General features: G+C 40.2%; 27 protein-coding genes. 24 read left to right on the top strand and 3 right to left on the bottom strand.

Annotated features, from left to right (window positions below):
* Positions 1 to 56: 56 nt before the first annotated feature.
* On the top strand, positions 57 to 956 hold the full coding sequence (epsC, locus tag A6M13_RS14710; RefSeq protein WP_066548163.1) for a serine O-acetyltransferase EpsC: 900 nt from the start codon (positions 57 to 59) through the stop codon (positions 954 to 956).
* A 123-nt stretch (positions 957 to 1,079) separates the two neighbouring features.
* Here epsC and A6M13_RS14705 read toward each other — a convergent pair whose 3' ends face one another.
* Entirely contained in the window at positions 1,080 to 1,541 is a 462-nt protein-coding gene (locus tag A6M13_RS14705) for a YusW family protein (protein WP_066548288.1), read from the bottom strand.
* Positions 1,542 to 1,978: 437 nt separating this feature from the next.
* Positions 1,979 to 2,179, bottom strand: coding sequence for a cold-shock protein (locus tag A6M13_RS14700; protein WP_066548159.1), 201 nt, complete (start codon positions 2,177 to 2,179; stop codon positions 1,979 to 1,981).
* Between the two features lie 179 nt (positions 2,180 to 2,358).
* Here A6M13_RS14700 and A6M13_RS14695 point away from each other — a divergent pair, with 179 nt between their 5' ends.
* From A6M13_RS14695 to A6M13_RS14610, 18 genes are all read left to right on the top strand, one after another.
* Positions 2,359 to 4,038 carry a formate--tetrahydrofolate ligase gene (locus tag A6M13_RS14695; RefSeq protein ID WP_066548157.1) on the top strand — a complete coding sequence of 560 codons (1,680 nt, stop codon included), beginning with the start codon at positions 2,359 to 2,361 and terminating at the stop codon, positions 4,036 to 4,038.
* Positions 4,039 to 4,249: 211 nt separating this feature from the next.
* Positions 4,250 to 5,233 carry a hypothetical protein gene (locus A6M13_RS14690; protein ID WP_066548154.1) on the top strand — a complete coding sequence of 328 codons (984 nt, stop codon included), beginning with the start codon at positions 4,250 to 4,252 and terminating at the stop codon, positions 5,231 to 5,233.
* A 59-nt stretch (positions 5,234 to 5,292) separates the two neighbouring features.
* Positions 5,293 to 6,408, top strand: a complete 1,116-nt coding sequence (locus A6M13_RS14685; RefSeq protein WP_066548151.1) for a helix-turn-helix domain-containing protein — start codon at positions 5,293 to 5,295, stop codon at positions 6,406 to 6,408.
* 26 nt (positions 6,409 to 6,434) lie between these two features.
* Positions 6,435 to 7,187, top strand: coding sequence for an NADPH-dependent oxidoreductase (locus tag A6M13_RS14680; RefSeq protein WP_066548149.1), 753 nt, complete (start codon positions 6,435 to 6,437; stop codon positions 7,185 to 7,187).
* A gap of 128 nt (positions 7,188 to 7,315) precedes the next feature.
* A complete protein-coding gene (locus tag A6M13_RS14675; protein ID WP_066548147.1) occupies positions 7,316 to 7,951 on the top strand; it encodes an HD domain-containing protein in 636 nt (211 codons plus the stop codon).
* Positions 7,948 to 9,828 (top strand): ABC-F family ATP-binding cassette domain-containing protein, encoded by a 1,881-nt coding sequence (locus tag A6M13_RS14670; RefSeq protein WP_066548144.1) that lies wholly within the window; start codon positions 7,948 to 7,950, stop codon positions 9,826 to 9,828. Before A6M13_RS14675 ends, A6M13_RS14670 begins: the two co-directional genes overlap by 4 nt.
* Before the next feature lie 13 nt (positions 9,829 to 9,841).
* Positions 9,842 to 10,966: a conserved virulence factor C family protein gene (locus tag A6M13_RS14665; RefSeq protein ID WP_066548142.1), complete on the top strand. Its 1,125-nt coding sequence runs from the start codon at positions 9,842 to 9,844 to the stop codon at positions 10,964 to 10,966.
* 27 nt (positions 10,967 to 10,993) lie between these two features.
* Positions 10,994 to 11,563, top strand: a complete 570-nt coding sequence (locus tag A6M13_RS14660) for a TetR/AcrR family transcriptional regulator (RefSeq protein ID WP_066548139.1) — start codon at positions 10,994 to 10,996, stop codon at positions 11,561 to 11,563.
* Positions 11,564 to 11,642: 79 nt separating this feature from the next.
* Positions 11,643 to 12,839 (top strand): MFS transporter, encoded by a 1,197-nt coding sequence (locus A6M13_RS14655; protein WP_083998391.1) that lies wholly within the window; start codon positions 11,643 to 11,645, stop codon positions 12,837 to 12,839.
* A gap of 17 nt (positions 12,840 to 12,856) precedes the next feature.
* A complete protein-coding gene (locus tag A6M13_RS14650; protein WP_066548138.1) occupies positions 12,857 to 13,240 on the top strand; it encodes a potassium channel family protein in 384 nt (127 codons plus the stop codon).
* Between the two features lie 110 nt (positions 13,241 to 13,350).
* Positions 13,351 to 13,983 carry a precorrin-2 dehydrogenase/sirohydrochlorin ferrochelatase family protein gene (locus A6M13_RS14645; protein ID WP_066548132.1) on the top strand — a complete coding sequence of 211 codons (633 nt, stop codon included), beginning with the start codon at positions 13,351 to 13,353 and terminating at the stop codon, positions 13,981 to 13,983.
* A gap of 16 nt (positions 13,984 to 13,999) precedes the next feature.
* Positions 14,000 to 14,596, top strand: a complete 597-nt coding sequence (locus tag A6M13_RS14640; RefSeq protein ID WP_066548129.1) for a hypothetical protein — start codon at positions 14,000 to 14,002, stop codon at positions 14,594 to 14,596.
* 106 nt (positions 14,597 to 14,702) lie between these two features.
* Positions 14,703 to 15,266 carry a TetR/AcrR family transcriptional regulator gene (locus A6M13_RS14635; protein ID WP_066548126.1) on the top strand — a complete coding sequence of 188 codons (564 nt, stop codon included), beginning with the start codon at positions 14,703 to 14,705 and terminating at the stop codon, positions 15,264 to 15,266.
* Entirely contained in the window at positions 15,263 to 15,595 is a 333-nt protein-coding gene (locus A6M13_RS14630; RefSeq protein WP_066548123.1) for a DMT family transporter, read from the top strand. The genes A6M13_RS14635 and A6M13_RS14630 overlap by 4 nt, the downstream gene beginning before the upstream one ends.
* Positions 15,592 to 15,906: a DMT family transporter gene (locus tag A6M13_RS14625; protein WP_066548119.1), complete on the top strand. Its 315-nt coding sequence runs from the start codon at positions 15,592 to 15,594 to the stop codon at positions 15,904 to 15,906. The genes A6M13_RS14630 and A6M13_RS14625 overlap by 4 nt, the downstream gene beginning before the upstream one ends.
* A gap of 168 nt (positions 15,907 to 16,074) precedes the next feature.
* Entirely contained in the window at positions 16,075 to 16,344 is a 270-nt protein-coding gene (locus A6M13_RS14620; RefSeq protein ID WP_066548117.1) for a hypothetical protein, read from the top strand.
* Between the two features lie 132 nt (positions 16,345 to 16,476).
* Positions 16,477 to 17,508 (top strand): tetratricopeptide repeat protein, encoded by a 1,032-nt coding sequence (locus tag A6M13_RS14615; protein WP_066548115.1) that lies wholly within the window; start codon positions 16,477 to 16,479, stop codon positions 17,506 to 17,508.
* Positions 17,509 to 17,796: 288 nt separating this feature from the next.
* On the top strand, positions 17,797 to 17,988 hold the full coding sequence (locus A6M13_RS14610) for a hypothetical protein (RefSeq protein ID WP_066548113.1): 192 nt from the start codon (positions 17,797 to 17,799) through the stop codon (positions 17,986 to 17,988).
* 85 nt (positions 17,989 to 18,073) lie between these two features.
* Here the strand turns inward: A6M13_RS14610 and A6M13_RS14605 are convergent, their stop codons facing one another.
* On the bottom strand, positions 18,074 to 18,451 hold the full coding sequence (locus A6M13_RS14605; protein ID WP_066548111.1) for a hypothetical protein: 378 nt from the start codon (positions 18,449 to 18,451) through the stop codon (positions 18,074 to 18,076).
* A 104-nt stretch (positions 18,452 to 18,555) separates the two neighbouring features.
* Between A6M13_RS14605 and A6M13_RS14600 the strand changes: the two genes are divergently transcribed.
* The 5 genes from A6M13_RS14600 to A6M13_RS14580 all read left to right on the top strand — a co-directional run bounded on the left by A6M13_RS14600 (position 18,556) and on the right by A6M13_RS14580 (position 21,382).
* Positions 18,556 to 19,104: a DUF1572 family protein gene (locus A6M13_RS14600; RefSeq protein WP_066548108.1), complete on the top strand. Its 549-nt coding sequence runs from the start codon at positions 18,556 to 18,558 to the stop codon at positions 19,102 to 19,104.
* Between the two features lie 37 nt (positions 19,105 to 19,141).
* Complete coding sequence (locus tag A6M13_RS14595; protein WP_083998389.1) at positions 19,142 to 19,729, top strand: uridine kinase family protein; 588 nt, start codon at positions 19,142 to 19,144, stop codon at positions 19,727 to 19,729.
* A gap of 113 nt (positions 19,730 to 19,842) precedes the next feature.
* The gene (locus A6M13_RS14590) at positions 19,843 to 20,079 is read left to right on the top strand and encodes a hypothetical protein (protein ID WP_066548103.1); all 237 of its coding nucleotides are present in this window, start codon (positions 19,843 to 19,845) and stop codon (positions 20,077 to 20,079) included.
* A gap of 34 nt (positions 20,080 to 20,113) precedes the next feature.
* Positions 20,114 to 20,590: a GNAT family N-acetyltransferase gene (locus A6M13_RS14585; RefSeq protein ID WP_083998388.1), complete on the top strand. Its 477-nt coding sequence runs from the start codon at positions 20,114 to 20,116 to the stop codon at positions 20,588 to 20,590.
* A gap of 57 nt (positions 20,591 to 20,647) precedes the next feature.
* Entirely contained in the window at positions 20,648 to 21,382 is a 735-nt protein-coding gene (locus A6M13_RS14580) for an alpha/beta fold hydrolase (RefSeq protein WP_066548101.1), read from the top strand.
* Positions 21,383 to 21,418: the final 36 nt, after the last annotated feature.

The following is a 21,418-nucleotide window of genomic DNA, read 5'->3' as shown; positions in this document are numbered from 1 at the left end:
GCTAGTGGGCAGAATAAGAAGTCAAACATATATCGTTGAGGGGGCTACGGCAAGCAATGAACTTAAATGAATGGTTAAACAATGAAGTGCCAACAATTGCGAAAAATTTAGAAACAATTCATGGGACACATTTTCAAGTAGAAAACACAATTGGTTTTGCAGGGGCAGAGAAGATTTATCGTATTTTACGCGATTTTCGTTTTGCGCTCTTTCCATGTGTATGTGAGTCGGTGTCTGGTGATGAAGTTCGTTTAAATGTAATGATTGGCAATAAATTGCGTACAAGTGCACTAGATTTACGTGATTTAATTGAAAAAGTGTATATTTCTGAAGATAAACAACTAACGGCGGACGTTGCTCAGCAAAAGGCCAACGATGTCGTAATGACACTGGTGAATCAGTTCCCGACAATTCGTGAAATGTTACAAACAGATGTACAAGCAGCGTATAACGGAGACCCTGCAACAACATCACATGAAGAAATTTTATTAAGCTATCCGTCGATTGAAGCAATTACGATTCATCGTATTTCACATGAATTATATAAAGCTGGTGTACCGGTCATTCCGCGTATTATGTCTGAATATGCACATCAATTAACAGGCATTGATATTCACCCAGGGGCAACGATTGGCGAATATTTCTTCATTGACCACGGGACAGGTGTTGTTATTGGTGAAACATGTACGATTGGCTCGCATGTTAAAATTTATCAAGGGGTAACGCTTGGTGCGAAAAACTTCCCACTTGATGAAAATGGCAATCCAATTAAAGGGATTAAACGTCATCCGAATATTGAAGATAATGTTGTTATTTATGCGGGGGCAACGATTTTAGGGGGTAAAACGACAATCGGTGCGAACTCGACGATTGGTGGTAATGTATGGTTAACACATTCAGTGCCAGCGGATTCGAAAGTATACAATGCACCGCCAACACCAAATATTGCAAAGTAAAAGCGAAGCGCTTAGGAGATAAGTTGTTTCTAAATGAAATAAAGCCACAGCGAATTGAATGATCGCTGTGGCTTTATTTTGTTTTAGGGAATGCTCTTTACGGACATATCCCAGTACTATGTTTTAAGGTGTGTGTGTATATTCACGCTCACTGCCATCATCGAATGTAATATCGATTTCCAACTGTGTATAGTTTGTTTCTAAATTGAACGCTTGGACGATTTCATCAACGACTTCATCATTGCCAGTGGAACTGTCGAATGTGAAGTTTTCAAAAATCGGCTCTAAATAAGCAAATGCATCATCGCCATTTAATCGTTCGCCTGTTTTATCGTTTTCATAAGATGCTTCGACGCCGGACGATTCATTTGAATAGTCTGCTTCAATGTTTTCGGTTGCGCTATATTCAGCATCGAATGAGAATTTAGCGAAGGCATAAGGCGCATCAGTAGATGTTGTCACTTCGTCATTATTGGTATCTTGTTCTGTCGGTGCATTATCTGGTGCGGTTGTGACCTCTTCATCATCACCACAAGCAGCAAGTGCAAGTGCCACTATTGGTAGTAAGAATAGCTTTTTAGACATTGTATACGTCATCCTTTCTTCTTCTACGATAGTAATTCTATTCCCGCTAAGTGGTAAACGTAATCATATTTTTGTAGAAATAATTATAAGACATGTGAGGATGCGAACCAAAACGAGGTGATGACAATGAAAATCGTGTGTAGGATATAACGTAAATATTAAACCTATAAAGCTGTTTCAGTACTCTGCCAACGACTATTTTTTACAAAAAAATATCCTTCAGCCGTTGTCGTTGCTGAAGGATATTTCTTTTTGTTCTAATCTTTGTTTTTTATTTTATGTCGTTGATGCGATATTGAAGAAGATGCCTACGATTTCCTATAGCAAAAAATTGAAGCCATTCTTATAAAAGAAGCCGCTGTTCGTGTCGGAATACATCATCAAATACGCATGATTAAAATATTGTGATTTGGGGTGTGAAAAAGAATGCTCGTCTTTTACACGATTGTAACATTGACAGCTTGTGGGCCGCGATTACCTTCTGAAATGTCAAACTCAACTTGTTGCGATTCTTCTAATGTTCGGAAACCTTCTCCATTAATTCCTGTGAAGTGAACAAATACATCTTCGCCGTTATCACACTCGATAAAGCCGTAACCTTTCTCGCCATTGAACCATTTTACTTTGCCGCGGTGCATACAATACCCCTCCAGTCAATGTGAATAAATTTAAAAAATGTACAAAAGTACAACATATAATATATAACAAATAACGAACAATTGTCAATAATTCTATATAAAATGTGCATGTTTATAGCTTTCTTTTTTCTGAATTCATTTCTATAATGGACGTAATAACATTGAAAGTAGGGTATTTCATGACAACAAAATCAACGCCATTAACAGATTTAGAAATTGCTGCTCAAGCAACGATGCAACCAATCGCGCAAATTGCACAAGCAGCAGGAATTGATGAAGATGCTTTAGAGCCGTATGGACGATATAAAGCGAAAATTGATCCAGCAAAACTTTCAGCACCTGCCAAGAACGGTAAGGTTGTACTTGTAACAGCAATTAGTCCAACGCCAGCAGGGGAAGGAAAATCAACAGTAACAGTTGGTTTAGCAGATGCTTTTCATCAATTGAATCAAAATGTAATGGTGGCACTTCGCGAACCATCATTAGGACCAGTAATGGGTGTTAAAGGTGGCGCAACAGGTGGCGGTTATGCACAAGTATTGCCAATGGAAGATATTAATTTACATTTTACAGGTGATTTACATGCCATTACGTCAGCGAATAATGCATTATCAGCTTTCATTGATAATCATATCCATCAAGGGAATACATTAAACATTGACCCACGTCGCATTATTTGGAAACGCGTACTGGACTTAAATGACCGTGCGTTACGTAAAGTTGTTGTTGGTTTAGGTGGCCCTGTACAAGGAATGCCACGCGAAGATGGTTTTGATATTACGGTTGCATCAGAAATTATGGCAATTTTCTGTTTAGCGACAAGCTTAGAAGATTTACAAACACGTATTGCCAATATTGTATTTGGCTATACATTTGACCGCCAACCGTTATTCGTTAAAGATTTAGGTGTAGAAGGTGCCTTAACATTATTATTAAAAGATGCGTTCAAACCAAACTTAGTGCAAACGATTGAAGGTACACCAGCGATTATTCACGGTGGTCCATTTGCCAATATTGCGCACGGCTGTAACTCGATTGTGGCGACACAAACTGCGCGTCATTTAGCTGACATTGTTGTGACAGAAGCCGGCTTTGGTTCAGATTTAGGTGCGGAGAAATTTATGAACATTAAAGCGCGTCAAGGCAACTTCAAGCCAGATGCAGTTGTTATCGTAGCGACTGTGCGCGCATTAAAAATGCATGGTGGTGTAGCAAAAACGGAACTTCAACAAGAAAACGTCGAAGCATTACGCGCAGGTATTGAAAACTTAGCGAAGCACGTTGATACGGTACGTCAATTTGGCGCGGAGCCAGTTGTTGCGTTAAATCGTTTTATTACCGACACAGAAGAGGAGCTTGCAACGATTTTAGCGTGGTGTGACGAGCACAATGTTCGTATTGCACGTACAAATGTATGGGAGCAAGGCGGTAAAGGTGGCATTGAGCTAGCAGAGAAAGTGCTTGAAGTCATTGAAGCGGGCAATGATTTCCACCATCTATATGACGTTGAGCAGTCAATTGCACAGAAGGTTACAACAATTGTGCAAAAAGTATACGGTGGAGACGGCGTCCACTTTACCGATGCGGCGAAAAAGCAAATAGCACAAATCGAAAAATTCGGCTGGGATGTGTTGCCGATTTGTATGGCGAAATCACAGTATTCATTAACCGATAATCCATCATTACTTGGTCGTCCAACAGGATTTACGATTACAGTGCGTGAAGTAATTCCAAAACTAGGTGCAGGTTTCTTAGTATGTTTAACGGGAGATATTATGACAATGCCTGGCTTGCCGAAGCAACCCGCTGCACTGCGCATGGGTGTCGATGAACACGGTCATGCTATTGGTCTGTTTTAATCATCTAGCTTGCTCTTTTGTAAAAATTACTCACATGTATAATGATAGATAGAATCGTACAACCCCATTTGGCACTGAAAATGTCAAATGGGGTTGTTTTTTTTTAGGTTAAAGTTTTCGTAGCGTGTGAATTTAATTGAAAAGAAATGCAAGAAAATTGAAACAATCTGGGGAGTTCTCTCGTATACATTCATATAAGGAGGGACGGACTATGACGACAGTAGCGTTATTTCAAGATAATGTACGAACAATTAATGAGTATACAGGTTGGCGTATGCACGGGAATGTTGTGGACTTAGCGATGCGTCTAAGCGTTAAAAATCGACGTTTTGACCCTCTCGTATACGAAGGTGTGAGAGAACATATTAAGCGACATACACATTTGCTTTCGAAAGCACGTTACGATAAAGTAATTCGCCATGCTTTATTTTCACGTGCGCACTGTGAGCAACACGTTGAAACGTTCATTGCCGACGTCTTCCAAAATGTACGGAAGCTACGTGATATGAATTTGGCTCATCGCGCGCCTCTTTATCATGCAGCCATTTACTTTGAGCGCCATCATCGAATTGACCAGACGCGACTTTTAGAAGTGTTAGCCATTTTGCAACGCGTCACACCGAAAAATGTAGAGCCATCTTCATATCACGCGGTTGTGCTAGCGAAATTACCGCATGCAACGTCACAAATCGACACGCAGTTGACGCAAATTCTTGCGCTCATTCAACAGAAGGGCTTTGACCAACAATATGCACATATAACAGCGACAATGACCTACATACGGGAGGTCGATATGGAAGAATGTGCTACCACAGCATTAGCATTACAGGCGCATTTGGCAAAAGAGGTGCTATTGCGTCCAGTATATGACAGCTATTTATGGCTGATTAGTACAAAATATGACGCTTGGAGTGCGTGGAAACGATTGCAAGAGTTCAAGCAGGCGCTAGAGCAATTAACCCCTACATTGCCACCAAAAACCGATATAACGCTTTTAGCACTGCAATTATTAAGTGCTGACGTATTGGATTGTAGTGATACGCGTTATGATGATGATTGCTTTCAAGATATGTTTTATGATTTTACGACAGCGTGTGATGACAGCGGTCGTGTAGATACAGCATGTGATGATGCCTCTGGTGGGAGCGATAGTGCCGATGGGGGAGATAGTGGTGGAGGCGGCGGTGGAGATTAATTCACCGCTTTTTTGCTATGATAAAATAATGCATTGAGGGGGAAATGGAGGGATCGCATATGTTACAGTTTGCAACCGTTTTGCACACATTACGAAAACAGATGGGCATTACACAAGAGCAAATTGCGCAACAAGTAGGTGTGTCCAAAGCAGCTGTATCGAAATGGGAAACAGGGTTAAGTTATCCAGACATTTTACTGTTGCCGAAAATCGCCACGTATTTGAATGTGTCGATTGATACGTTACTAGGTTATCAACCACAAATGACGCCAGCACAAATTAAAGAAACGTATCAGCGTCTTGCCCAACAATTTGCAACGCAACCGTTTGCCGATGTATTTGCAGAGATTGAGCAATTGATCGAAGAATACTATGCGTGTTTTCCGCTGTTAAATGAACTGAATCTTTTATTGATGAATTATTTACAACAGGCACCAGAGCCACAACGTGTGATGCAGCAAATGATGGTGATTTGTGATCGGATTCAAGAACAAAGTGAAGATTTAGAAATGATGCAGCAAGCGCGTGTTGTAAAAGCAGTACTTTATTTACAAACACACAAACCGGAAAAAGTGTTACAACTTCTCGGCAAAGATGCGGAGCTTCGTTTAGGGACGGATCAAATCATTGCAAATGCGTATGCACAAATGCAAAATATGCGCGCAGCAGAAGAGGTGATGCAAGTCTCACTGTATCAACAAGTATGTGAAATGATGTCGAATATAACGTCGATGCTACAGCTTATTATTGCACAGCAAGTCCAGTATGATGAGACCGTTAAACGAGGGCATGAATTAATTGAAACCTTTCAGTTACGACATATTAATATTCATCACCCGTTAGCTTTTTATTTAATTGCAGCACAAGGCTATATGCAACAAGGGAGACCGCAAGAAGCGATGCGACAATTAACACATTATGTGCAGACATGTCAGTATGTATCCTTCCCATTAAGGCAGCAAGGTGATGCTTATTTTACGTTAATTGAACAGTGGTTTACACGACGAATGATGCTTGGTGGCAGTGCGCCACGAGATGATGCGTCCATTACAGAAGATATATATAAGCATATTGCCGACAATCCACATTTCGTATCGCTACAACCGCTACCACAATATCGTCAGTTACTGCATCAGCTACAACATTATTTGCAACAAGCGACAAAACGTTGTTAACATCATAAAAAAGGGGAGATTTTTAGATGAATGAAACAATTCAAAAGTTAGTAGGACATACATCCATTCGACGCTATTTACAAAAAGAAGTACCGCAAAATATGATTGATGCGATTTTGCAAGCTGTGCAACAAGCGCCGTCGTGGATTAATGGGCAACAACTATCGATTATTCGTGTGACAGATGCTGACAAACGTCAGCAATTGCAACAATTAGCTGGCGACCAAGTATATGTTGGACAAGCACCTGAATTTTGGGTATTTTGTTTAGACTTTTATCGTGTATCTAAAGCGTTAGCACTTGAAGGAAAAACATTTCAAGCGGCTGACAATCCAGATTTAATCATTGTCGGTGCAAGCGATGTTGGCATTTCACTTGGCACAGCCGTTGCTGCAGCAGAAAGTTTAGGCTTAGGCACAGTCGCAATCGGCGGCGTTCGACGTGACCCGCAAGCAGTCATTGATGTGTTAGAGCTACCAGCGTATGTCTATCCGATTTCTGGTTTATGCATCGGCTTCCCTGATGAAGCGCCTGACGTAAAACCGCGTTTGCCACGCCAAGCAATCGTCTTTGAGAATACATATAATACCGAGGTTGACGAGATGCTTGAAGCATATAATGAGACAATCTCAGCTTATATGCACAAGCGTACAGACGGTCAAGCGAAGACGAATTGGTCAAGTGGTGTAGCATCCTTTTATAGCGAGCCATTTTATCGTGGTAATAGTTATGCAAATGCAACGCCGATTTTAAAGAAGCAAGGATTTTTAAAGAAGTAAACAAAAAGAGTTGCTGACGCTTTTGGCGAAAGTAACTCTTTTTCGTTGCTACATAGGCAAAGGACGTCCAAAACACAGCCTTTCATGTTACACTAAAAAGAATGAGGCAACTGCCGATTTAAAGGAGTATGCGAATGCCAAAACGACAACAATGTAAGGCACTTGTAGAAGCGATTTACATACAATTTGATGCAAGTCACGATTTTGAGCATGTGTTACGGGTTGAGCAAAACGCACTTGCGATTGCAGCCAGTTATGAAGATGTTGATATCGAAACATTACAGCTTGCTGTTTATTTACATGATGTCAGTGATAAAAAATATGCAGCTGATACAGCAGCGCTAGAGCAAATACTCAAAACGCTACAGCTACCCGTGATGCAAGAGCAACATGTACGTCATATTATCGAAGCGATTTCATTTCGTGGTGGTAACGAAATAGAGACACAAACACTTGAAGCGCAAATTGCGCGTGATGCAGACCGCTTAGACGCACTTGGCGCGATTGGGATTGCTCGTGCATTTGCATTCGGTGGTGCAAAAGGGCGCAAGTTGTATGATGATGCAGAAGCGGCACGTACAGAGATGACCGAAGATGCGTATTACGGTAAGCCAACCGCAACCGTTACACATTTTTATGAAAAATTACTGACGTTACAACAACATATGTGTACGGAAAAGGGACGTGCGCTTGCAAAAGAACGACACGCCTTTATGAAACAATTTTTAACGCAACTAGCAAAAGAAAGAGAAGGATTATTATGAGCCATTTAATCGTATCGAATGTTACAAAAACAGTTGGCGACAAAACGCTATTTCAAAACTTAGAATTTACTATTTATGAAGGGGAGCGCGCTGGATTAATCGGCATTAATGGGACAGGGAAGTCGACATTGCTTTCGATTTTAGCGGACCAGTTAGAAGCGGATGTCTATGATTTTGAGCGTCCAAATAAGTATAATATTGCGTATTTACCGCAAGACCCTGTATTCCCAGAAGGTGAAACAGTATTACAAGCTGTATTCGCGGGGGAGTCGCCATTATTAAAGCTGAACCGTCAGTATGAAATGGCACTTCAAGTAATGATGGCACAGCCTGAAAGTGAACAAGCACAGCAGGAGCTTTTCCGTATTCAACAGCAAATGGATGAGCAAGAAGCATGGGATATTAACGCGTTAGCCAAAACCGCATTAACAAAGCTAGGCATTACAGATTATGACAAGGTCGTCACAACGATGTCAGGTGGCCAACAAAAGCGTGTAGCACTCGCTAAAACATTAATTGAGCCGGCGGACTTATATTTATTAGATGAGCCGACGAACCATTTAGACGTGGAATCGACACAATGGCTACAAGAGATGGTTGGCCGTCTAAAAGGAGCGGTTATTTTTATTACCCATGACCGTTACTTTTTAGATGAAATGGCGACGCATATTTATGAGCTTGCCGACCAAACATTATATCGTCATGTTGGGAACTATGGTGACTACTTAGAAGCGCGTGCTATTCGCGAAGAAATGAATGCAGCGACACAAGCAAAAATGCGCAACCGTTACCGTTCAGAGCTAAAATGGATTCGACGTGGGGCAAAAGCACGTACAACGAAGCAAAAGGCACGTATTCAGCGTTTCGATGAACTCGATAGCCAAATCGAGCGCGGCGGGAAAGAAGAAGCATTTGAGATGAATTTAGCAACGACACGTTTAGGACGTAAAGTATTAGAGTCTGATGGAATTTCAAAGCGTTTTGGTGACCGCAATATCGTAGAGAATTTTAGCTTTTTATTACAGCAAGGAGACCGCATTGGTATTGTTGGTGCAAATGGCTACGGAAAATCGACGTTACTGAATATGCTGGCAGGTGACTTAGCGCCAGATACAGGCGAGGTTATTGTTGGCACAACGGTTAATCGTGTACATTTCAAACAGCAGTTACCGGCGATGAACGAAAATGCGCGCATGATTGAATATATTCGCGAAGCCTCAAACGATATTACCGATGCAGCAGGCGAACGCTTTAGTGCTGCACAAATGCTGGAGCGTTTCTTATTCCCGTTACACACACATGGTACACCGATTAGTAAGCTTTCCGGTGGTGAGCGTAAACGTCTTCATTTATTACGCCTTTTAATGGAGCAGCCGAACGTATTGCTACTAGATGAGCCGACGAATGATTTAGATATTGAAACATTAGGGGTATTAGAAGATTTTATTGAAAGCTTCCCAGGTGTTGTTATTACGATTTCCCATGACCGTTTCTTCTTAGACCGTATTGCGAAAAAACTATGGGTATTAGACGGTCAAGGTGGCGTTGATGAAACACTGGATATTTACTCAGATTATTTAGAGAAGAAAAAGATTGCACAAACACCGAAAGAGACGAAGCCAGAACCGGTAAAACGTGAAAAACCAAAGTCTGAGAAAAAGCGCCTTAGCTTCAAGGAACAAAAAGAGTGGGAAACAATTGCGACTGACATTGAAAAAACAGAGCAAGCAATTGAGCAAACTGAAGCCGAAATTGCAACATGTGGTGCAGACTTTACGCGCTTACAACAATTAACAGCGCAACTAGATGAGCTGAATGCACAATATGAGCATTATATTGAGCGTTGGAGCTATTTAGAAGATATTGTAAACAGTTAGGAGTAGATAAAACATGAATATTTTAACAATTGAACCAACACCAAGTCCGAATACAATGAAAGTGGTGATTGACCAAGAGTTAGCATTTGGTACAGCCCATAATTATACGAAGCAAAATGCACAAGGTGCACCACAAGAAATTCAAAACATTTTACAAATTGATGGTGTCAAAGGTGTTTATCATGTAGCGGACTTTTTAGCAGTAGAACGTATTGCGAAGTTTGATTGGGAAGGTATTTTAGCGCAAGTGCGTGTCGCGTTAGGGGAAGATGCACAAGCGGTTGAAGAAGCGGCTAACCGTCCAACCGATTCATATGGTGAAGTGTATGTCCATGTGCAAATGTTTAAAGGCATTCCACTTCAAGTAAAAGTATTTGATTCAGCGAGTGAGCATCGTATCGCGTTACCAAAACATTTTGTCGATAGCTTTAATGAAGCGATTGCGTCAGAGGAAGATGATAACTATATTTTCTTACGTAAATGGGTCGATTACGGTGTACGTTACGGGGAAAAAGAAGAAATCGCCGATGAAATTGCTAAAGAAATTGAAGCGACATATCCGCAAGAACGTCTAGCACAGCTTGTAGAAGATGCGACAACAGAACGACCTGCGCTTGAACGCCAAAGCAAAAAGGTAACGTTAGACCAGTTTAAAGTCCCAGAATGGCAACAACGCTTCCAACTATTAGACCAAATGACATCTGCAGATATTGACGATTTGCCACTTTTAGCAGTAGCATTACAAGATGAGCAAACCGCAATTCGTCGTTTAGCTGTTGTGTACTTAGGCATGATTGAAGATGAAGCGGTTATTCCGTATTTAGTACAAGGCTTACAAGATAAAAGTGCTGCAGTGCGTCGTACAGCAGGAGACTGTATGAGTGATTTAGGATTTGAAGGTTTCGAGCCTGCAATGATTGAAGCGCTCGGTGATAAAAATAAATTAGTCCGTTGGCGCGCGGCAATGTATTTATTTGAAACTGGTACGGAACAAGCATTAGAGGCATTACATGCAGCAGAAAACGACGCTGAGTTTGAAGTGAAGCTACAAGTAAAAATGGCAATTGCGCGTATCGAGCAAGGGGAAGAAGCACAAGGGTCTGTGTGGAAACAAATGACAGAATCGCGCTCAAAATAATGAACGAAACGATGGTGTGAAAACGACATGGGGCGTAAAGCGGTTTATACGGAAACGGAATTACTCGATGCGACAGAGAAGTTATTACTGACGTATGGGTATGACGGTTTTCATTTGAAATTGTTATCAGAGCATGTGAATGGTGCTCGTAGTACAATTTATCAATATTATGCGAATAAAGAAGAAGTCATTGCTGCCTGTTTGCGCCGTGCAATGCATCGCATTATGAAAAAAATCGAAGTAATCGATGAAACAGATAGTAGGCAAGCTATTTTTGATACATTACGAGCATATATTGAAGAGTCAAAGCTACATCAAATTTTAAGTGCATCCAATAAGGTGGACACGACACAATCTGATCATGCGCTAGCAGATATGACGTTTGTTAAAGAAGGTCATACGATTTTAAAAGAGCAGTTAATGCGTATTATGCTTCAAGCACAGCAACAAGGCATTTTACGAAGCGATGTCGATAGTTTGGCAGTGGCTAGTGTATTTTTCACGTTTGTTAATGCACCGAATATGCTCGGTGTAACAAATGAAGAGTGGACGCATATATTATTTAATATGTGGCTACACGGTGTTGGACAACAGTAAGGAGGTTTTGCTAAAAACAATGGTTTTTAGCGCCTCTTTTTATTTTTTAAATATTATTTAACAGAAAGAAGATGACAAGTTGGAACAAAAGTTGTGGACAAAGGCATTTATTGTATATTTCCTGTCGACATTATTTATGACATTGACCTTTTATACACTCATGACAACGATGGCAATGTATGCGATGGAACAATTCGCGGCGAACGAAAGTAGCGGCGGACTAGCTGCGAGTTTATTCGTAGTAGGTGCATTATTAGCACGTTTAATTGCCGGACAATCCGTTGAAAAAATCGGGCGTAAAAAAATGATGTATAGTGGATTAATTGTGTTCTTCTTAGCTACGATTGCTTATTTTATCGTTGAAAGTTTAATTGTGTTATTTATTGTCCGACTGATACAAGGGGTGGCGTTCGGCTTTGCAAATACAGCGATGACAACAACGGTGATGGCAGCTATTCCACAAGACCGCCGCGGAGAAGGGACAGGCTACTATTCATTAGCACCGACAATTGCAACAGCGATTGGACCGTTTTTAGGCATTTTCTTAATTGTGAATTACAGTTTTGATGCGATTTTAATAACAACATCGATTTGTGCGTTTTTATCGATGATTTTAGTGTTCTTCATTCAAATTGAAGAAGCGCCGCTCACAGCTGAGGAGCGTAAAAATATTCATATCGGCATAAAGCCATCGAATTTCTTTCAAAAAGAGGCGTTACCGATTGCGTTAATTACATTGTTTATTGGCGTGTCGTATTCAAGTGTAATGTCGTTTATTAATTTATATGCGATTGAAATTGATTTAGTAGATGCTGCGAGTTACTTCTTTTTAGTGTACGCTATTGTACTCTTTATTGCGCGTCCAGTTGCAGGGCGATTGCTCGATAAAAAAGGCGACAACTTTATTATGTATCCGTCAATTGTATTATTTGGTATTTTCTTATTAATTTTAAGCCAAACGACAACGAGCGTTATGTTGCTCGCATCGGCTGTTATTTTAGCACTCGGCTATGGTACGTATATGTCATCAGCGCAAGCAATTGCTGCAAAAGTATCACCACCGAAAAAGATTGGTTTAGCAATGTCGACATATTTTATTGGACTTGATTTTGGGATTGGTATCGGTCCGTTCGTGTTAGGCTTTGTGATTCAAGCGACAAGCTATAAAACGATGTATGTCGCATTAGGTATTATGACATTACTGTTAGTGTTTGTTTATTATATTGTGCATGGTCGTCAAGCACGTGCAGCATTTCATAATGCCCATTCGTCATAACGAAAGGAGCAATAACGATGGTTTCCTTTTTATTAACAGCTGTACGGTTGCTACGTGCATTAGGCGTAGCGATTAAAGAAAAGGTGTTTTTATCCCTTTTGACAACATTACTGCTTATCAATATGTCAGGTGTGTTATTTTATACGAGTGTCGAAGGATGGAGCTATGTAGATGCGATATATTTTTCCTGGATAAGTTTAATTCCAACAAGTATTGACATTGGCTATGCGCCGGTAACGACATTTGGCAAAATCTTTACGATGATGTATTTAGTCGTCGGTGTTGGGCTGATGATTTCATTGCTCGCGATGATTGCGAAGGCGGTATTGCGTTTTGATGACGATGAAACAGGGCGCACATCGATCAAGCAGCGCTTAGACGATCGTCGCAAAGTGAAATAAATATTTGAGAGTCTTCGGCATTTATGTCGGGGCTTTTTTATATGTATAGTGAAGGCATCTTGAAAAAAAGAATAGGTTTTGTAACAATAAGCTACAAGGAGGCGAAGTACGTGTATTATCCAATCGCATTAAATATTGCACAGAAGAAAGTTGTCATTATTGGTGGAGGCGTTATTGCGACACAAAAACTGCGCACATTACGTGGGTACGATGCAGCAGTAACGGTTATAGCACCGACATTAACAGAAGAAGGCCAAACATTGTTAGCACAATTAAATGGTCAGTGGCTACAGCGCTCGTTTGAAGAAACGGATGTCGTAGGCGCGTTTATCGTCTTTATTGCGACGAATTGTCTTGAGGTTAACGAAGCAGTGAGTGCGGCTGTATCGCCACAGCAAATTGTGCTACGTGTAGACGATGTATCAAAAGGCAATATGTTGAACCAAGCTGTTGTACGTCGTGGACCGTTATCGATTGCTGTTTGTACGGACGGAGCAAGCCCTAGCTTAACGCGAAAATTAAAACGTCAGTTAGATGAGCAGTTTCCACCACATTATGATACATACGTGCACTTTTTAGCACAGGCACGTCAAGAAATTTTAGCGACTGTACCCGCAGCCAATCGTCGTACCCTATTACAGCAGTTAGTAGATGAAGAGCTTGAGCAACTTGTATTAACACAACAACAAGAGCAAGCATGGGCGCTTGTACGTACTTGGATACAGCAAGCAATGAAAGCGTAAAAGAGGAGAGATGAAGATGCGTGTAGCACAATTTCAATTTATACAGCAACAGCACCAAAAATATGTACAGTCTCAAACACAGTCAAATGACCGACATGTCAAAAATGCGGTGCGTGACATGATTGACGAAGCAATCACCCCGTATTTAACGGTTGCACAGCGTCAAATGTTTTTTGATTTGACTGAACGTGATGCCGCAAAGACATGGTTTGCGCAATTAAAGGAGCAGCACGTCGAAGCCATCGTCATACCAACTGAACGTGAGTTACAACAATTGTTTAAAAAAGAAAAAAAGCTAAAGTTACCGAAGCAATTATTACAGCCATATGTTGTGTTCTTTAGTTGGGATGACCCGACGCAAATGAAGCGCTTTATGGTCCATGAAAAGAAAGGTATTGTGGGTGTATTAAGTAAACAAGTCGTCAAAGGTATTTGTACGATTTGTCATCGTCATAATGATACGGTGTTATTTACAGTGAAGACAAAAAGTAGTGGTGATGGAATGTATACGAAAAATAGTCAGTATATTTGTGTGGATTCCTACCAGTGTAATCAGCTCGTTGTTGATGAGCAGCGTGTACAGGATTTTATCGCAACATTACAAGCAATATAAATGCGCACAGTTTTTTTACAATGAAAAGGAGTTAGTGGCCTTTGTAAAAAAGCTGTGCTATATTTAAATCATCTTAACTGACGAACGTTCGTAAGGGGGATGCGCAATGTCAAAATTACAAATTCAAACGGAAGCGATGCAGTTATTTGCCCAACACGGTTATGAAGGTACGTCGATGCAATTCGTCGCAGAAGCGGTGGGCATTAAAAAGCAATCAATTTATACGCATTATAAAAATAAAGATGCGCTCTTTTTAGGCGCATGTGAAAAAGCAATGGAAGAAGAGTTAGCAGAAGCGAAACAGGTGTTAGCGAAAATCGGAAAAATATCCGACTTACAGCACTATTTGCATTTTATGGTGATGCAATATGAAACGTCTGCACGGGCACAGTTTTGGGCACGGATGTCGATTTATCCACCTGTGCATTTACAGGAGCAAGTGATGGCGAGTGTTTATATTTATTTGGATGCTTTGGAGCAAGAGGTCGCGCACATATTAGCTCAAAACGTAGCGCAATTAAATCCACTTGTGAGCGTAGCATCAGCAACCTCTGCATTTTTAGGTGTAGTGGATGCTTGTTTACTTGAATTATTATACGGAGGACCACAGCGCGTCGAAAAACGGCTGCAGGCAAGCTGGGAAATTTACGAACGAGGTGTATTAGTATGACGAAATATTGGGTGTATATTTTAGTCGCAGGTTTAATGGAAATTGTATGGGCAACAGGCTTGAAGTATTCCGAAACGACGTGGCAATGGACAGGGACATTTATTTGTATTGCGTTATCGTTCGCGTTCATTATGAAAGCAACGGAGAAGATTCCTGTTGCTACAGCCTATGCCATCTTTACCGGCATTGGCGCAGTTGGTACAGTACTCATTGATATTTTTGTATTTGATGCACCAACGAGTCTGTTGAAGATAATCTTCCTTATCGGTTTAATTGGCGGTATTTTAGGTTTGAAATTAGTGACGCCAGAAAGTGAGGCTACATCATGAGCTGGGTATATTTAATTTTAGCAGGGTTGTTTGAAGTTGTTGGTGTTATCGGTATGAACCGTTTTGCACAAGGTAAAAAGACATCGGGTATTATCGTACTCATTCTTGGTTTTGCAGCGAGCTTCTCATTATTAGCAAAAGCAATGGAAGTGTTGCCACTTGGTATGTCTTACGCAATTTGGACAGGGATTGGCACGGTTGGTGGTACATTGGTCGGCATGTTTGTATACGGAGAGTCGCGTGATTGGAAGCGTATCTTCTTTATTGCGCTTATCATTTGTAGCGTTGTCGGTTTAAAATTATTTGCATAAGGGAAAAGTTGTTCACACAGGTAATATTTAGTGTTGAACAACTTTTTTGTTTTCTAAAAAAATTTTTTTGAGAAAAAAAGTGCCAATTTGTTGCTAAAATTACCGTTTATACGCTAAAATAGTATTATTCAGAAAATTAAGTAATCTAATGGGGAAGGGTGCGATAGTATGAAGCAACAAAAATTTTGGAAAGTTATTTTACGATATGGCCATGTCGGTCAATTTAATGAAGTTAGTGTTGCTCGCTATTTAGCATTTCCGGCACATTTTTCAATTATGGATGTGTACGACCATGCAAAAGAGATGCCTGGTGTGAAAGAAAAGGGCGTTATGGGGGCAAAGCAAGTATCGTTTGCCGAATTTAAAAGTGGTCGTCGTGAAGAAGATGAAGATTTTTATTTACGTAAATTAAAAACATTTAATCCGCGAACAGCCTAGTTGAAACAAAACTCAAGACAAATATCACGAAGTTTACTATAATGAATACGTTATGAATGAAGGGTCCGTCACTATAGATGGGCCTATTCTTTTGTGCGTGATAGTTTGTTAAGAGGAGATGGCAATTGATTTATGTTAAATCAGTTATTAGGCATTGCAGAAAAATTATTACAGCGCGGCGAACGCGAGCAAGTGTATCAACTTATTTCCGCAAGCCAATATGTTGTATATAAACCGAATTATTCCCTTCAAAAATCAATCGAAGTATTCCATACATTTTTAAATACGATGTACCCGAGTAATGAAATGCATAGCACGCCGACAATGTTGCAAGACGTAGCATTTATGGGGCAGTTTGATGAAGCATTTCAAACGTTGCTTTATAAATTTGATGCGCATACAAAATCAACTGTAGAGCGTCCGATTGAGCTTGTTGAAGCAGGGCGTGCGGTGGAATTATTATTACCGATTTACATGTATTATTTTGAAACGATGTGTGAAGAAGAAATTGAACCAACACAATTAGAGCGCATTAGTGAAGCGCTTATTGACGTTTATTATGATGTTGAAGCCAATCGTGGCGATGCTAAAGCATCCTTTGAAATTGCATTGAATCATTTAAATGGACCACTAGAGCTCTATGATGTAGAGAAGGCGCTTGATAGGTTGCACAAATCTGCGAATGAGGGGCATTTTTATGCCAATACGATTATCGGCATTATGTATTTAGACGGCGAGCATGTTGAAAAAGATGAAGAAAAAGCGGTGGCCTATTTGAAACTAGCAGCAGAGAGTGGCGAAGATGAAGCGTGTGAGCAATTAGGTTTATTTTTTTATGAAAAGCAAGATTATCGTGCCGCGTATTATTGGTTGAAGAAGACAAAGAGCCCACTTGCATCAGAGGGATGGACGAAGCTCGCGGAAATGTATTTACATGGACATTTTGTAAAGCAAGATTATGATAAAGCATTCGCATTTTTAACACGTGCGGTGGCGCTACACGAGCCGGAAGCACAATATTATTTAGGCTTTTTATATGAAAACGGCTTTGGGGTTATGCGTGACATTCAAACAGCCTATGAATACTATATGTTAGCGGCAGATCAGCAATATGAACCAGCGATTAATATGTTAGCATTATTAAATGAGAGTATATTTGTCTAAAAAATATCTTTAGTTTTGATAAAAATGTCATGATAAAAAACAGCGAAAGGTAATCCTTTCTGCTGTTTTTTTGCGTATTGAAAGAAAAGTGACGTTTTTTTGGAATGACAAGGTATTTATTATCAATTGGTTGAAAAATAAATGGGTATTATGGTGTGTATTTATGGCATATGAAAATAATAATATTCAGTAAATATGTTTTTTTTATCGATGTGCGGGTAAAAAAGAAGTAAAGAAAAATAATGCTCACATACACAAATGAACATTACTTTACAAGGAGGAGCCGCCATGGAGAAGTTGATTCAACCAGAGCACCGCTATTTGCACATGATGACACGCATGGAGCGCTTATTAGAAAAGCGCAATCGATATATGGAACAAAATAAAGTGGAGCATGTGCTAATGGAAAAAGAGCTACAGCGCTTAGAAAAGCAACTTAGTCATTTAGAGCAAGAAATTGTCAGCAGTCTATCGTCATAAATGGCTAAGGAGGTGAATGTCATCGGCGCAGTAGATGAAATATAAAAGGTTTGTCCAGAGCATGGTAGCCTCGGACAAACCTTTTTTAGTTCATAAAGCTTTGTAACGTTGCATCACGTTTTGTCTCTTCAACTTTTTCCTTCGCAATTAACATCGCACCAACGGAATAGTTTTGAATCTGTTCATCAATTAAAAATTGTAAGTTAACAGGCTGTTCTTCCGTGTCAATGATACATTCCCCTTTAAATTCAACAACGTCTTGTCCACGGTTTGTTTGGAAGTACACCCAGTTTTGTTCGGAACAATTACTTGCCATTAGTTGTTCATATGTTGTTTGTTCATAAGCGCTTTCTTTAATGTAATCAATATACGCATTATCGGTAATTTCCTCTTGCGGCCAATAATATACAACGATACAGCATAAAATGCCAATAGGAATTAACCAAAAGATAGTTCGTTTCATTACACATACCCCCTTGTTGTTATTTTATCAATAAATGAGCGTTTTTGCTATTTAATTCATGATATTTTCTATATAATTAAAGAAAGTTGTTAGGAGGTGTTTTTGTGGATATTGGTATGCATTATATTAATAGTGTACAAAAACGTTTTGAAGAAATGAAAAGTTTAGGTGACCGCACGTTACAACAAATTTCGGAGCAACAATTACATGACAGAGTGAATGAGCAATCCAACAGCATTGCGATTATTATTCAACATTTACATGGAAATATGATTTCGCGCTTTAGTGATTTTTTAACGACGGATGGTGAAAAGCCTTCACGTGACCGCGACCGTGAATTTATCGAAAAAAAGCAGTCATTAGGCGCTGTTTCATCGTTATGGGAGCAAGGATGGGAGACGGTTTTTCAAGCATTGCGTCAACTGACACCCGACCATTTAACGGAGCAGGTGACGATACGCGGCGAGCAGCATAGCGTATTTGATGCGATTAATCGTCAGTTATCACATTACAGTTATCATGTAGGGCAAATAGTTTATATTGCTAAAGCGTTGCGTGGAGAAGAATGGGTATCGTTAAGCATTCCATTAGGGCAGTCCGAAGCTTATACGGAGGAAATGCAACAACGGTTTTCATCTAAAGACTCGTATTGAGGTATAATGAGGAAAAAACGAGTGGGAAGGAGGCGCGATGATGGACCTTTTACAGCGATTAGCGGCATGTAAAGATGAACAGCAACACGCACTGATCATTGGCATTGATGGTGGAAGTGGCGCTGGTAAAACGACGCTTGCTGAGCAGATTGAACAAGCGCTTCCGAACGTGACCGTCATCTCTACAAATGATTTTATCATGCCATTATCTCAGCAGCAGGACCGCTCTCAACAAATTGGCCAAGAAATGGATTGGCAACGTTTAAAAAAGCAAGTATTAATACCACTTGCGCATCATAAGCAAGCGAAATATTGGTGTTATGACGTTACAGAGCCGATGCAGCAACGTTGGAATGTTGTAGAACCGTATGGCATTGTCATTGTTGGAGGAATATATAGCACACGATTAGAGCTAGCACCGTATTATGACATTAAAATATGGGTGTCCACGCCTGCACATATTCGTTTAGCGCGTAATATCGAAAAAGATGGTGAGCATTTGCGCACGTTTTGGGAACAGGAACAGCTTCCTGCTGAGCAACGATATATCGAGGAGCATTTGCCACATAAATATGCAGAGATGATTTTAGATGGTCAAACAGGTGCCGTCACGTCACGTATTTAAGAAAAGGATGTTCCTGCCTGTTTGGCAGAACATCCTTTTTACATGTGCAAAATGATGTGTTTACAACGTAAATGGCTTATACTAACACCAGACACAACTTGAAGGAGGACACTATGTTTTTAGCCTTATTAGCACTTTATAGCGTTGCCATTATTGCATTGCTATTTGGTGGTTATTTATATCCGATTGTATTTGTTGGGCTCACAATTTTAGTCGCGATTACAATTCGTAAAGCGCCGAAGCCGAAAGAGAAAGGCAATATTTTATTATTTTTGCGTGATTTGCTAGGCATTGCTTGTATTATTCTTGCGTATATTATTGTTTTTGCAAATCATGAGCTGATGCCGTAATAACTGTTAAAACATAAAGGGGTGGAACAGCACAATGATTGAAAAAATGACGATACAACATATTCAAGCTGTACAACATGTTGCAGCGATTAGTTGGCATGCAACCTATGAAGGCATTATTCCAAAAGATGTGCAAAAAGCTTTTTTACAGCGAGCGTATTCAACGCAACACTTGATGCATCGTATCGAACATTCACATATGTATGTAGCAGTAGAAAAAGGTGACATTATCGGCTTTGCAAACTTTTTGCCAGTACGTGCAGATAAGAAAGTAGAGCTAGCTGCTCTTTATATGTTACCGAGTAAGCAAGGGCAAAAAATCGGCACGAAATTGTTGGAATTTGGTATTCAGCAATTGAAACCCGATGCGATTTTTGCTCATGTGGAGCGTGAAAATTTAATTGGTCGTCAATTTTACATAGCAAAAGGCTTTCAAATGACTGCGGAGTTTACCGAAGATTTTGCCGGTCATTCCTTACAATCGATTACATACGAAAAGCGTTTAGTATAATGTTTTTAATTTGAGGAAATGGGATAAAGATAATGACAGACGAAAGGGGATTTGTATATGTTACATTATGTAAGAGAAGGACAAGGTCAACCGCTTGTACTTGTACATGGCTTTTTAGGGGGGCAACATGTATTCCAAGATGTCGTGGATGCCTTAAAGGAACGCTATGATGTGATTCGTGTCGAATTACCTGGACACGGTGAAAGTGCTGTCGAAAAGGACGCGTATTCGGTTTATGATTACGCAGATGCAGTGATAGATGTATTAAAGGCAGAAGGAATTACAGAAGTAAACTGGCTTGGTCATTCCTTAGGTGGTTATATTACACTGGCGGCGCTTGAAACGAAGCGTTTCCCAATAAAAAAAGCCATCTTAGCGTACTCGTCAGCTTCACCAGATGATGATGCCGCGATTGAAAAGCGTACGAAGCAAGCGAAAGCGATTCAAGAAAATGGCGTTAAGCAATTTGTGGATGAAGTAATTGCCGCGTTTTTTGCTGAAGATGCGTCACCAGAAGCGATTGATAAAGGACGTCAAGAAGGCTATCGTGCAACGGAGCAAGGTTTAGTGGTTGCGTTAGAGGCAATGAAGGCACGTCCAGACCAACGTGAATTTATTGAGACACTTGATGTGCCGACACTTGTGTTAGAAGGTGCATTTGACGGCGCGGTGAAGCCGATTCAAACGAATAATGCGGTGATTCAAAAAGTGGTAACGCAAACTGGACATTTAGGCATGCTTGAAGACCCACAAGGATTTATTAATGCAGTTATTGAATTTTTAGATGAATAATACGGAAACGAACTTGCTATAAGCGCTACGCTTTAG

This window comes from Caryophanon tenue (genome assembly GCF_001700315.1).
In the GTDB taxonomy this organism is placed as follows: domain Bacteria; phylum Bacillota; class Bacilli; order Bacillales_A; family Planococcaceae; genus Caryophanon; species Caryophanon tenue.
This window is presented reverse-complemented; position numbering and strand designations above follow the sequence as displayed.

Coding starts and splice junctions, on each gene's coding strand:
- A6M13_RS14605 (WP_066548111.1), bottom strand. CDS start 18,451: ATGAAACGAACTATCTTTTGGTTAATTCCTATTGGCATTTTATGCTGT.
- A6M13_RS14660 (WP_066548139.1), top strand. CDS start 10,994: ATGGGGCGTAAAGCGGTTTATACGGAAACGGAATTACTCGATGCGACA.
- A6M13_RS14700 (WP_066548159.1), bottom strand. CDS start 2,179: ATGCACCGCGGCAAAGTAAAATGGTTCAATGGCGAGAAAGGTTACGGC.
- A6M13_RS14690 (WP_066548154.1), top strand. CDS start 4,250: ATGACGACAGTAGCGTTATTTCAAGATAATGTACGAACAATTAATGAG.
- epsC (WP_066548163.1), top strand. CDS start 57: ATGAACTTAAATGAATGGTTAAACAATGAAGTGCCAACAATTGCGAAA.
- A6M13_RS14595 (WP_083998389.1), top strand. CDS start 19,142: ATGATGGACCTTTTACAGCGATTAGCGGCATGTAAAGATGAACAGCAA.
- A6M13_RS14620 (WP_066548117.1), top strand. CDS start 16,075: ATGAAGCAACAAAAATTTTGGAAAGTTATTTTACGATATGGCCATGTC.
- A6M13_RS14625 (WP_066548119.1), top strand. CDS start 15,592: ATGAGCTGGGTATATTTAATTTTAGCAGGGTTGTTTGAAGTTGTTGGT.
- A6M13_RS14585 (WP_083998388.1), top strand. CDS start 20,114: ATGATTGAAAAAATGACGATACAACATATTCAAGCTGTACAACATGTT.
- A6M13_RS14670 (WP_066548144.1), top strand. CDS start 7,948: ATGAGCCATTTAATCGTATCGAATGTTACAAAAACAGTTGGCGACAAA.
- A6M13_RS14635 (WP_066548126.1), top strand. CDS start 14,703: ATGTCAAAATTACAAATTCAAACGGAAGCGATGCAGTTATTTGCCCAA.
- A6M13_RS14640 (WP_066548129.1), top strand. CDS start 14,000: ATGCGTGTAGCACAATTTCAATTTATACAGCAACAGCACCAAAAATAT.
- A6M13_RS14680 (WP_066548149.1), top strand. CDS start 6,435: ATGAATGAAACAATTCAAAAGTTAGTAGGACATACATCCATTCGACGC.
- A6M13_RS14675 (WP_066548147.1), top strand. CDS start 7,316: ATGCGAATGCCAAAACGACAACAATGTAAGGCACTTGTAGAAGCGATT.
- A6M13_RS14615 (WP_066548115.1), top strand. CDS start 16,477: ATGTTAAATCAGTTATTAGGCATTGCAGAAAAATTATTACAGCGCGGC.
- A6M13_RS14590 (WP_066548103.1), top strand. CDS start 19,843: ATGTTTTTAGCCTTATTAGCACTTTATAGCGTTGCCATTATTGCATTG.
- A6M13_RS14630 (WP_066548123.1), top strand. CDS start 15,263: ATGACGAAATATTGGGTGTATATTTTAGTCGCAGGTTTAATGGAAATT.
- A6M13_RS14580 (WP_066548101.1), top strand. CDS start 20,648: ATGTTACATTATGTAAGAGAAGGACAAGGTCAACCGCTTGTACTTGTA.
- A6M13_RS14705 (WP_066548288.1), bottom strand. CDS start 1,541: ATGTCTAAAAAGCTATTCTTACTACCAATAGTGGCACTTGCACTTGCT.
- A6M13_RS14610 (WP_066548113.1), top strand. CDS start 17,797: ATGGAGAAGTTGATTCAACCAGAGCACCGCTATTTGCACATGATGACA.
- A6M13_RS14695 (WP_066548157.1), top strand. CDS start 2,359: ATGACAACAAAATCAACGCCATTAACAGATTTAGAAATTGCTGCTCAA.
- A6M13_RS14685 (WP_066548151.1), top strand. CDS start 5,293: ATGTTACAGTTTGCAACCGTTTTGCACACATTACGAAAACAGATGGGC.
- A6M13_RS14650 (WP_066548138.1), top strand. CDS start 12,857: ATGGTTTCCTTTTTATTAACAGCTGTACGGTTGCTACGTGCATTAGGC.
- A6M13_RS14665 (WP_066548142.1), top strand. CDS start 9,842: ATGAATATTTTAACAATTGAACCAACACCAAGTCCGAATACAATGAAA.